Annotated in this window: 7 protein-coding genes and 3 pseudogenes; 9 read left to right on the top strand and 1 reads right to left on the bottom strand. The window is 52.2% G+C overall.

Features of this window, described 5'->3' with window-relative positions; genetic code table 11:
* The 6 genes and pseudogenes from IKE44_RS07205 to IKE44_RS07180 form a co-directional block, all read left to right on the top strand.
* A pseudogene (locus IKE44_RS07205) lies at window positions 1-333 on the top strand (RNA-guided endonuclease TnpB family protein); the annotation flags it as partial.
* Window positions 299-1012 (top strand): RNA-guided endonuclease InsQ/TnpB family protein, encoded by a 714-nt coding sequence (locus IKE44_RS07200; protein ID WP_353806758.1) that lies wholly within the window; start codon window positions 299-301, stop codon window positions 1010-1012. The pseudogene IKE44_RS07205 and the gene IKE44_RS07200, both read left to right, overlap by 35 nt.
* Before the next feature lie 855 nt (window positions 1013-1867).
* The gene (locus tag IKE44_RS07195) at window positions 1868-3046 is read left to right on the top strand and encodes an aminotransferase class I/II-fold pyridoxal phosphate-dependent enzyme (protein ID WP_121650057.1); all 1179 of its coding nucleotides are present in this window, start codon (window positions 1868-1870) and stop codon (window positions 3044-3046) included.
* A complete protein-coding gene (locus IKE44_RS07190) occupies window positions 3043-4698 on the top strand; it encodes a thiamine pyrophosphate-binding protein (protein WP_049624906.1) in 1656 nt (551 codons plus the stop codon). Before IKE44_RS07195 ends, IKE44_RS07190 begins: the two co-directional genes overlap by 4 nt.
* 70 nt (window positions 4699-4768) lie before the next feature.
* The gene (locus IKE44_RS07185; protein WP_049624905.1) at window positions 4769-6250 is read left to right on the top strand and encodes an aldehyde dehydrogenase family protein; all 1482 of its coding nucleotides are present in this window, start codon (window positions 4769-4771) and stop codon (window positions 6248-6250) included.
* Between the two features lie 157 nt (window positions 6251-6407).
* Window positions 6408-7565, top strand: a complete 1158-nt coding sequence (locus tag IKE44_RS07180) for a saccharopine dehydrogenase family protein (protein WP_049624904.1) — start codon at window positions 6408-6410, stop codon at window positions 7563-7565.
* 112 nt (window positions 7566-7677) lie between these two features.
* Here the strand turns inward: IKE44_RS07180 and IKE44_RS07175 are convergent.
* Window positions 7678-7887: pseudogene (locus tag IKE44_RS07175) on the bottom strand (MFS transporter); the annotation flags it as partial.
* 2 nt (window positions 7888-7889) lie between these two features.
* Here IKE44_RS07175 and IKE44_RS07170 point away from each other — a divergent pair.
* From IKE44_RS07170 to IKE44_RS07160, 3 genes and pseudogenes are all read left to right on the top strand, one after another.
* Window positions 7890-8942: pseudogene (locus IKE44_RS07170) on the top strand (aromatic amino acid lyase); the annotation flags it as partial.
* Between the two features lie 343 nt (window positions 8943-9285).
* Window positions 9286-10014, top strand: coding sequence for a TerC family protein (locus IKE44_RS07165; protein ID WP_200899753.1), 729 nt, complete (start codon window positions 9286-9288; stop codon window positions 10012-10014).
* A 23-nt stretch (window positions 10015-10037) separates the two neighbouring features.
* Entirely contained in the window at window positions 10038-10970 is a 933-nt protein-coding gene (locus tag IKE44_RS07160; protein WP_287465455.1) for a D-2-hydroxyacid dehydrogenase, read from the top strand.
* The last annotated feature ends 245 nt before the right edge of the window (window positions 10971-11215 follow it).

Here is an 11215-nt window from a genome sequence, read left to right as displayed (position 1 = left end):
TTATGTTTCAAATCTAAAAATCTTTACAATTATGCTAATTACATTGTTAGGCAAGAGTTTATAAATAACAATGAATGGATTCGTTATAATTCATTAGATAAGATGTTGAAACACGAACAAGTTTATAAAGAATTACCTGCTCAAACATCGCAACAAATATTAAGATTGCTAGATAAGAACTGGAAGTCATTTTTCAAGGCTATAAAGGATTGGATCAAAAACAAAGAAAAATATTTAGGTAAACCAAAATTGCCTAAATATAAAAAGAAAAATGGGCGTAATGTTGTGATTTTCACGAATCAACAATGTAAGATTAAAGGATGGATACATTAAATTTCCAAAAACTGATTTAAAACTAAAAACAAAGGTTATTGAAGGATTGCAACAAGTGCGAATTGTACCAAAGGGTAGTATTTACGTAATTGAAGTTGTTTATAAAAAAGAAATTCCAAATATGATTCGTGAAAGTAATCGTGTTGTAGGTATTGATTTAGGATTAGATAACTTTGTAACTATGGTAAATAACATCGGTGAAACACCGATTGTTATTAATGGCAAAGGTATTAAATCCATAAATCAATACTACAACAAACAAAAAGCGTATTTTCAAAGTATTTTAAAGAAACAAAATGGATTGGATTGGAGTAAAAGACTAGAAAAATTAACATTAAAACGGAACAATAAAATTAAAGACTTCATGCATAAAGCAAGCAGACATGTTGTAGATTGGTGTGTTAAACATAACATTGATACGATTGTTATTGGTAAAAATGATAATTGGAAACAAGAGGTTGATTTAGGGAAACGACTAAATCAAGCGTTCGTTCAAATTCCTTATGATATGTTTATCCATCAATTACAGTACAAAGCGGAAGAGCAAGGGGTTCGTGTCATTGTAACAGAAGAAAGCTACACATCGAAATGTAGTTTTTTAGACATGGAAGAAATCAAAAAGCAAAAACAATACAAGGGGAAGCGCATCAAACGAGGATTATTCCAATCTGAGAAATGAATACTGATTAACGCAGATGTCAACGGAGCGTACAACATTATTAGGAAAGTATTCCCAAAGGCGTTTGCCGATGGGATAGAGGGTGTGGGGTTACACCCAGTTAAGCTAAACGTGGCTTAACGAAGAATAATGTTTAATGAAGGATTTTAATATTTTTGAATAAATTAAACATTATTCATAACCTGGAAGTTCGATCAACGGAAAAAGCATGAGCTGGAAAGCGCTCAGTGCTGATCGAAGCAGCGGAGGGGGGCGAACGTTCATCGCCCCTCTTGTTTGTTGTGCAAATGGGTGTGGTTTTTTATTATTTTTAAAATATATAATTTTCAAAAAATATATTTACAAATCGTTTCAGATGGATTATGATAATGGCATAAGGTGCAAATTTTGAATCATAGAATGATCATGAGGGGAAAACTGCGCAGTCTATCGCGACGCCTTCGCCGGCGCTTCGCTTCCATAGACAGCGGCCAGTTGCGTCATCGAACCGTGGATGATGCCGGCCGCTTCTTTTTATGGCGAAAGGGCCGGGTTTCAGATGGTTGGATCGCGTTTTTTCAGAAGGCCGGTGAAAAAACGCTGTTTTCCTTGATCGATGGGTGAACGTGTGAAAATAGGGTCGATGCTACAAGCTTTTTCTACTTGAGAAGCGATTCCAGTAAGCTGTTGTTTCAGTAAATCACCGGCCTTCTAGCAGCTTCGTGAAAAAGCCTGCTATTCGAGAAAAAAGATTTTGATGATGTCTTGATGTGCGCAAGCCATTAATATTATAGGCTGCTTCTGGAACGTGAGACGGGCATGAGGGGGATGGGCGTGCGCATAAACTGAAACGAAGGGCCATGAGGAGGGATGGGATTGAACACATTTTCCGATATTGTGCAGACGATGCCGCCATATTTGTTCTCCCGATTTCAAAAGAAAAAAGAAGAACTGCTAAAGCTCGGGGTCGATGTCATTGATTTAGGGATCGGCGCCCCCGATTTGCCGCCCCCTTCCTTTATCATCGAAGCGTTGAAAGAAGCGCTCGATGCGCCAGAACACTATACGTATTCGCCGTATGGCGGCTGCAGGGAGTATCGGGAAGCGGTCGCGCGTTTTTATGAACGGGAATATGGCGTCAAGCTCGATCCGGAGACCGAGGTGTTGGCGTTAATCGGCTCGAAAGAAGGAATCGTCCATTTGCTACAAGCCGTTCTCAATCCCGGCGAGCTCGCCTTGGTGCCTGATCCAGGCTATCCTGTCTACCGGACGGCCGTCCATTTTGCCCGCGGCCAGAGCCGATCGCTGCCGCTCGATGCGCAACATGGTTATATTCCTCGGTTTGATGCGCTTCCCTCGTCCGTTTATGACCAAGCGAAAATCATGTTTCTCAATTATCCGAGCAATCCGACGGCCGCCGCTGTCGATTTGGATGTATTGGCCGAAGCCGTTTCACTTGCCCGTCGGCACCGGATGTTCATTGCTCATGATGCGGCCTACTCGTTCGTGACGTTTGCCGGTTTTCAAGCGCCGAGCATTTTGCAGGTGGACGGGGCAAAGGAAGTGGCGGTGGAATTTGGATCGTTGTCCAAAAGCTATAACATGGCCGGCTGCCGCATCGGATACGTAGTCGGAAACCAGGACATGATTCGAGCGCTTTCGGTGATCAAGAGCAACACGGATACGTGCCAGTTTATTCCGATCCAGAAGGCGGCGGTGGCCGCTTTGACGAACGGACGGACGTTTATTCGAGAAAATAGCCGCATTTATGAACAACGCATGAATAGGATGGTCGAGAGACTCCGAGAACTGGGCATCGACGTGCAGCGGCCGAAAGCGACCTTTTTCTTGTGGATCCCGGTCTATGACGGATACTCATCCGAACGATTTGCCGCCAAACTGCTCGAAGAAGCGGGAGTCATCGTCACACCGGGAACAGCGTTTGGACCCGCAGGGGAAGGATATGTCCGCGTATCGCTGTCAGCGCCGATGGAGCGTCTAGAGCAAGCCGTTGAACGATGGAAGCAAGTGAATTGGGAGGAATCGGCGCCATGAAGCGAACGATGCGTCACATCACGGTGGCTCAAGCCATCGTCGAATGTTTCAAACAGGAACAAATCCGTTATGTGTTTGGTGTGCCGGGGGAAAGTTATTTGCCCCTGCTTGATGCCATCTATGATGAGCCATCCATCGAGTTCATCTCCGCCCGCCATGAAGGGGGTGCTTCCTTTATGGCGGAAGGGTATGCGAAAGCGTCGCAAAAGTGCGGCGTCGTGCTGGCTACAAGGGCGGTTGGCGGGGCGAATTTGGCGATTGGCGTCCATACCGCGAGGCAAGATTCCACTCCGATGGTCGTGTTTTTGGGGCAAGTGAACAGCCGCTTCCTAGGACGTGAAGGATTTCAGGAAGTCGATATGGAAGCGTTTTTTCGTCCGATCGCAAAATGGGTGGTCGAAATTCGCGAAGCCGAGCGGGTGCCAGAGCTGGTGCAACGGGCGTTTCGCACCGCGAAAACAGGGCGGCCCGGCCCCGTCGTCGTTTCACTGCCAGAAGATGTCTTTTCCAAAACGATAACGGAAGCAGTGATGGCCGAGACCTATGTGCCGAAGCCGGCCCCAAGGCAAGAGGATATACAGCACATTGAAGAGATTCTGAAGCGCGCCAAACGGCCGCTCGTGATTGCCGGCGGCGGCGTCAAATGGTCGGGAGCGGAGCAGTTGCTGCGCTTATGGGCGGAAAAGTATGCACTTCCGGTCATGGCGGCGTTCCGGCGGCATGATGTGTTTCCCCACAACCATCCGTGCTATGTCGGACACCTAGGTCTAGGGTCGCCCAAAGCGGTCATCGAAACGGCCGAGCAGGCGGATGTGGTGATGGCATTGGGAACGCGGCTATCGGAAGTAACGACACAAGATTACCGTTTGCTCTCTCCCAATCAGACGCTGATTCACATCGATATTGACAGCGATGGATTCGGAAAAGTGTATGCACCGGATCTCGCGGTTTGGGCTGACTGTCAGGAAGTGCTGTCCCGTTTGCTCGATCTCGCGGTGCGGCCGTCTTGGCAAGAATGGGCGGCTGAACGGAGGAAACGGTACGAACAAACAGCCAGGCTGCCGGTGGAACATCGCAATCTCTATGAAGCTGTGATGGCAAGTTTGGCGCGCCATTTGCCAAAAAATGCGGTCATTACGAACGATGCCGGGAATTTCGCCGGTTGGCTCCATGCTTTTTTCCCGTTTGGGGATGGGCACACGTACATCGGCCCGACGTCAGGAGCGATGGGATATGGCATGCCGGCCGCCATTGGCGCGAAACTGGCCTTTCCCGACCGGACCGTCGTTTCTTTATCCGGGGATGGCGGCTTTATGATGACGGTGCAGGAGTTGGAAACGGCCGCTCGATACGATATTCCGATCATCAGCATTGTGTTTAACAATCATATGTACGGCACCATCCGCATGCATCAAGAATTGCAGTTTCCGGGGCGGGTCATCGGCACCGATTTAGGTCGCGTGTCGTTTGCCCGGTTGGCAGAATGCCTAAACGGCCGCGGGTTCCAAGTACAGACGGAACAACAGTTCACGGAAGCGCTTCTGTTAGCGCTTGAGGCCAAGAAGCCGACGGTGATTGAAGTATTGGCCGATCCGGACCACATTTCGGTGGCCGCCACGATCCAGGACTTGCGGGCCAAGAGGAAGTCCTGACGATTATCGCTCGGCGTTCAATGTATAAATTATCTCAATAAATCATCTGGAAAAATGGGGGGAGTATACAGTGAAAATCCAAAACTATATCAATGGAGAATGGAAGGAGCCAAGCACCGGGCAATTTGCGCCGGTGATTAATCCGGCGACGGGGGAAACGATTGCCGAGGTGGCGATGTCCGGGCCAAACGATATTGATGAGGCCGTTCAGGCAGCCAAAGAAGCGCAAAGACAGTGGGCGCTCGTGCCGGCGCCGAAACGCGCGGAAGTTTTATATCGAGTCGGCATGCTGCTAAAGGAGCGGAAAGAACAATTGGCACGGCTGTTGACGATGGAAATGGGCAAGGTGATCGAGGAAGCGCGCGGCGAAGTGCAGGAAGGCATTGATATGGCGTTTTATATGGCGGGGGAAGGGCGGCGGCTGTTCGGCGATACGACGCCGTCTGAGCTGAAAGACAAGTTTGCGATGAGCGTCCGCGTGCCGGTGGGGGTTGTCGGCATCATCACTCCTTGGAACTTTCCGATTGCCATCGCAACGTGGAAGTCGTTCCCCGCGATTGTGGCCGGCAATGCGGTCGTATGGAAGCCCGCGCCCGAGACACCGATCATGGCGCAGGAATTAGCTCGCATTTTTGAAGAAGCGGGCTTGCCTCCGGGAGTGTTTCATGTGGTCCACGGTGACGGACCGACAGTCGGCAATGCGCTCGTCGAGCATCCGGATGTCAAGGTCATCTCATTTACCGGATCGAATGAAGTCGGGCGGATGATTGCGGAAAAATGCGGACGACTGTTGAAAAAAGTGTCGCTTAAAATGGGTGGGAAAAACGCGGTGATCGTCATGGATGATGCCGATTTGACATTGGCGGTTGACGGCATCATCTGGAGTGCGTTCGGCACATCAGGCCAGCGGTGCACGGCGTGCAGCCGGGTCATCGTCCATGAGTGGGTGAAAAAGGAGCTTGAGCGGCGTCTGCTGGAAGCCGTGAAAACATTGAAAATCGGCAACGGGTTGGATGAAACGGTCAAAGTCGGACCCGTCATCCATGAAGAGGCGCTGCAAAAAATCGACCGCTACGTGCGCATTGGCGTAGAAGAAGGGGCGAAACTGCTTGTGGGTGGCTATATATTGCGCGAGGGCGACTATGCGCGCGGCTTTTACTACGCGCCGACGATTTTCACCGATGTCACGCCGAATATGCGCATCGCCCGCGAAGAAATTTTCGGCCCGGTTGTGTCGATCATGTCCGTCCGCAGTTTGGACGAAGCGATCGCCGTCAACAACAGTGTCGATTACGGGCTGTCAAGCGCCATTTTCACCCGCGATGTCAACCGCGTCTTCCGAGCAATGCGCGATTTGGACACCGGCATCGTGTATGTCAACGCCGGCACGACAGGGGCGGAAATTCATTTGCCGTTTGGCGGCACGAAAGGGACGGGCAACGGCCACCGCGACTCCGGCGTCGCGGCGCTTGACGTCTTCACCGAATGGCGGAGCATTTATGTCGATTTCAGCGGCAAGCTGCAACGGGCGCAAATCGATACCGATGATTGAACCGGGCTGTCGCTTGCAACATGGCCGGCAAAAGAGAAGCGAAGATCAACGTGGAACCTATATCGTGAATCGAAGCAGCGGCCGCGGCAAAGATGTGAAAAAAGCGGCTGTCATGTGAGCGTATGGCAAACAATCGGTGACAGAGGGGGAAAGAACGATGAAAGTGCTCGTGCTTGGAGCGGGGCTGATGGGCAAAGAAGCAGCACGCGATTTAGTGCAAAGCCAAGATGTTGAGGCGGTGACGTTGGCGGATGTCGATTTGGCCAAGGCGGAGCAGACGGTGCGGCAGCTTCATTCCAAAAAGCTTGCCGCTGTGCGGGTGGATGCCAGCGACAAGCGGCAGCTGTCGGCTTTCATGAAAGGGCACGATGTGGTTGTCAACGCCTTGTTTTACCAGTTTAACGAAACGGTGGCGAAAACAGCTATTGCAGCTGGCGTCCATTCTGTCGATTTAGGCGGCCATATCGGCCATATCACCGACCGGGTGCTTGAGCTGCATGAACAAGCCCAAGCCGCTGGGGTGACCATCATCCCCGACCTTGGCGTCGCACCCGGAATGATCAACATTTTATCCGGCTATGGGGCGAGTCAACTCGATGAGGTGGAATCCATCTTGCTGTATGTTGGCGGCATCCCTGTCCGCCCCGAACCGCCGCTGGAGTACAACCATGTGTTTTCGCTCGAGGGGCTGCTTGACCATTACACCGATCCGGCCTTGATCATCCGCAACGGCCAAAAGCAGGAAGTGCCGTCCCTTTCGGAAGTCGAGCCGATTTATTTCGACCGGTTTGGGCCGCTTGAAGCGTTTCATACCTCAGGAGGGACGTCGACGCTCTCGCGCTCGTTTCCGAACTTGAAGCGGCTCGAGTACAAAACGATCCGCTACCGCGGCCATGCAGAAAAATTTAAGCTGCTCGTCGATTTGAACTTGACGCGCCACGATGTGGAAGTGGAGGTCAATGGATGCAAAGTCAAACCGCGCGATGTGCTGCTTTCCGTCCTGAAGCCGCTGCTTGATTTGAAAGGAAAAGATGATGTGGTGTTGCTTCGGGTCATCGTCGGCGGCCGAAAAGGCGGGAAGGAAACGGTATTGGAATACGAGACCGTCACGTTTAATGACCGCGAAAACAAGGTAACGGCGATGGCGCGCACGACGGCCTACACCATTTCCGCTGTCGCCCAGCTCATCGGCCGCGGGGTGATCACAAAGCGCGGCGTCTATCCGCCGGAGCAAATCGTTCCGGGGGATGTATATATGGACGAGATGAAAAAACGAGGAGTGGTGATTAACGAGAAGAAAACGGTTCGCTTATGAAAAAAGCATCATAGAGTGATAATAAGAGATGATGACAATGATCCAAATAAAAAACACGCCTGTTTCTCACCGAGAAACGGGCGTGTTTTCGTTTTGTCCGCAACGGTTGCTTTTATACAGTTTTCGTTGCCGATGGCTCCCGTTTGCGCCAGGCAAGGAAAAGGAATGCAACAAGCGCCAGCGCCATGGCGACCATAAACGGCGCCTTTGCCGAAACGGCATGACCGATGACGCCAGATAGCACTGGAGCGATGGCCGCCCCCATCCAGCGAACGAAGTTGTACATGCCGGAAGTGACGCCGCATTCATACGGCGATGTTTCCGCTGGTCGGCGAGGGTGACGTGATGTACGAAGGGCGGCGGATGTCTGCTCATCAAGCGCTCTCACAAGCAGGGATTTCGCCGCTTTCGTTGCAAGCGAAAGAAGGGCTGGCGCTTATTAACGGCACGCAGGCCATGACAGCGGTTGGGGCGCTCGCTTGCTTGGAAGCGGAGCAGCTTGCGTATGAGAGCGAGTGGATCGCATCGATGACAATCGAAGCGCTGTACGGCATTCTCGATGCCTTTGACGCGCGCATCCACGAAGCGCGCGGATTTTCGGAGCAGGCGGAGGTGGCGGAACGAATGCGCCGCTATTTAGCTGGCAGCCAGCTTGCCACAAGGCAAGGGGAGCGGCGCGTGCAAGATGCGTACTCGCTCCGCTGCATCCCGCAAGTGCACGGGGCATCGCTCAGGGCGCTTCGCTATGTGAAGGAAACGCTTGAAATCGAAATGAATGCGGCGACGGACAATCCGCTCATTTTTGCCGACGGGGCGGTGCTCTCTGGCGGCAACTTTCACGGCCAGCCGGTGGCGATCGCTATAGATTTGCTGAAAATCGCGGTGGCGGAGCTGGCCAACATCAGCGAACGCCGCATCGAACGGCTCGTCAATCCGCAGCTTAGCGAAGGCTTGCCGCCGTTTTTAAGCCCACAGCCTGGCTTGCAGTCGGGAGCAATGATTATGCAATATGTCGCCGCTTCGCTCGTATCGGAAAACAAGACGCTCGCCCATCCGGCCAGCGTCGATTCGATTCCGTCATCGGCCAACCAGGAAGACCATGTCAGCATGGGAACGACCGCCGCCCGCCATGCGTACATGATCGTGCAAAACGCTCGAAAAGTGTTGGCGATTGAGCTCATTTGCGCTTTGCAGGCTGTCGAAGCGCGCGGCATCGAGCGAATGGCCCCGTCAACGAGGCAGTTTTACCATAAGGCGCGCCGCATTGTTTCCTCCATTACAGCTGACCGCGTCTTTTCTGATGACATTGAAGCGGTGGCGGCGTGGTTGAGCGAAAGGGCAAACCATCACTTTCTCCGTGATGAAGCGAAAGCTTAGAAGTCTAGTGAGAAAGAGCCAGGAAGTTGTGGGGTTGCAAGGTTTTTCAACTTGAGAAATACTGTTGGAGGACAGCATTTCCCCTTGAATCACCAGCTTTTTCAAGAAGGGCAAAGCATAGTGGGCGTAGAGGCGTGAGAGCGTTCAAGGATAGGTGTTTGAAAAAATGGTAGTGATATAGACCTTTTCCGCTAGAGATAGGGAAGCAGTCATCAGTGAAGATGGTTTGCTTCCCTAACTTTTTCTACGGAGTTCGGACGATGCAGTGAGCCTTCCCCATAATTGGTTAGGACGAGAGCATTGACAGTCTATTCCATTGTTGTCCCCCAGTCGAATTTGCAGTATGATGAAGAAGAGAGACAAAGGGGAAAGGGTGGGTATATCATTGACTATTTCTGCCGCGGCGCTGTTGGCGTTATGGAAGATTATTGCGATTGATATCATTTTGTCGGGGGATAATGCGGTCGTCATTGCGATGGCGACGCGCCGGCTGCCGAAAGACCAGCGAAACAAAGCGATTTTTTGGGGAACAGCGGGGGCGGTGTTGCTGCGCATTTTGTTTGCGGCGGTCATCGTCTTTTTGCTCAACATCCCGTTCGTTCACTTTGTGGGCGGTTTGCTGCTTGTCTGGATCGCCTATAAAGTGCTTGTTGAGCGGGAGGAGGAGGCCAAAGTGCAAGCGGCAGACCGGTTGCCGAAAGCCATCATGACGATCATCATCGCCGATGAGGTCATGAGCTTGGACAATGTCGTCGCCGTCGCCGGGGCGGCGGAAGGGCATCTAGGCATGCTAGTGCTTGGGGTCGCCATCAGCATCCCGATCATGATTTTCGGCTCCAAAGCGATCGTCCATGTGATGGAAAAACATCGTTGGATCGCATACGTCGGCTCGGGCATTTTGGCGTGGACGGCCGGAAAGATGATGGCAGGGGATGAAGGGGTATTGCATTGGTTTCACCTTTCTTACGGCCCGTTCGTCTACGCGGTGGCCGCTGGCGTGACGATTTTGGTCGTGTCTGCCGGCTACATCACGAATAAAAGAGCCGAGCGTGAAAAAGGGACGTTGATTTGAGCGGTTGGGGGTGGTGTGATGCCATGAACATCCGACGCATTCTCGTGACGGGAAGGCTTTATGCCGAGCTTGCCGCCCTTCTTCCGGACAAGCGTCCCGATAAAGCGTTTCGCTTTGTGGCGGAGGAAGAACTGACGGACGATGATTTCGTCCGGGCGGATGCGTACGTCGGCTTTCGGCCGGCCGGGCCGTTTTCGCTTGCCAACTTGCGCTGGGTGCATTCGCTTGGCGCGGGCGTTGACGCGTTTTTATGGAAGCGGGAATGGAAGAAGGATGTGCTGCTGACGCGGACGGTCGGCTCGTTCGGCGAGCAGATCGCCGAATATTGTCTCAGCTACTTGCTGCGCGACGCCCAATGCCATGACGTTTATGCATGGCATCAAGAGCAGCGGCAGTGGAAGCCGTTCGCTCCGAAGCGGCTTGGCGAACAGCGGGTTGTCATTTATGGGACGGGTGAGATCGGCCGGCGCATCGCGGAAACGCTTCGTTTATTTGGGGTTTCCCCGATCGGCGTCTCGCGAAGCGGCCGAGACACGCCGCCGTTTTCGGCTGTTTACCGCCATGAAGAGGCGGGGGAAGCGCTTGCCTGCGCTGATTGGGTGATCGCTGCGCTTCCGCTGACAGAGGAAACGCATCATCTCTTTGACGAGACGTTTTTTGCCTGTTTGCACAACGCGGGCTTTATCAATGTTGGGCGTGGGGCGACGGTTGATGAGACGGCGCTTGTCGGCGCCTTGGAAAACCGAAATGTCCGCCTGGCGGTGCTCGATGTGTTCGAAGAAGAGCCGCTGCCGCCGCACTCGCCGCTTTGGGTTCATCCGAATGTCATCATCACCCCGCATATCGCGGCGCTGACATCAGTTGACGCCGCCGCCCATAGCGTTTTAGACACGCTCCGCCGCATCGAAACGGGCGAACCGCTCGCCAATGCGGTCGATGTGAGCCGGCGGTATTGAACCGGCATTTCGCGTCTTAACCGCGTCACAAAGGTTTTTTAGTAACTGTAGATGAGCAAATTCACTGACATAAATTGACAACTAAACAAAAAAGGAGACATGAAACCGATTCCTTGGTTAGAATAGATGTACCACCAACTATCCACAAGGAGGTTCATGTCTCATGAATAGATTAGCACATCACCAAGGAATCCACAAGTTTTTCTTCACGCTGGGGTTGACGCTGCAGCTTTCCAAACCGGTCA

This window comes from Geobacillus sp. (assembly GCF_017515625.1).
GTDB lineage: Bacteria > Bacillota > Bacilli > Bacillales > Anoxybacillaceae > Geobacillus > Geobacillus stearothermophilus.
This window is presented reverse-complemented; position numbering and strand designations above follow the sequence as displayed.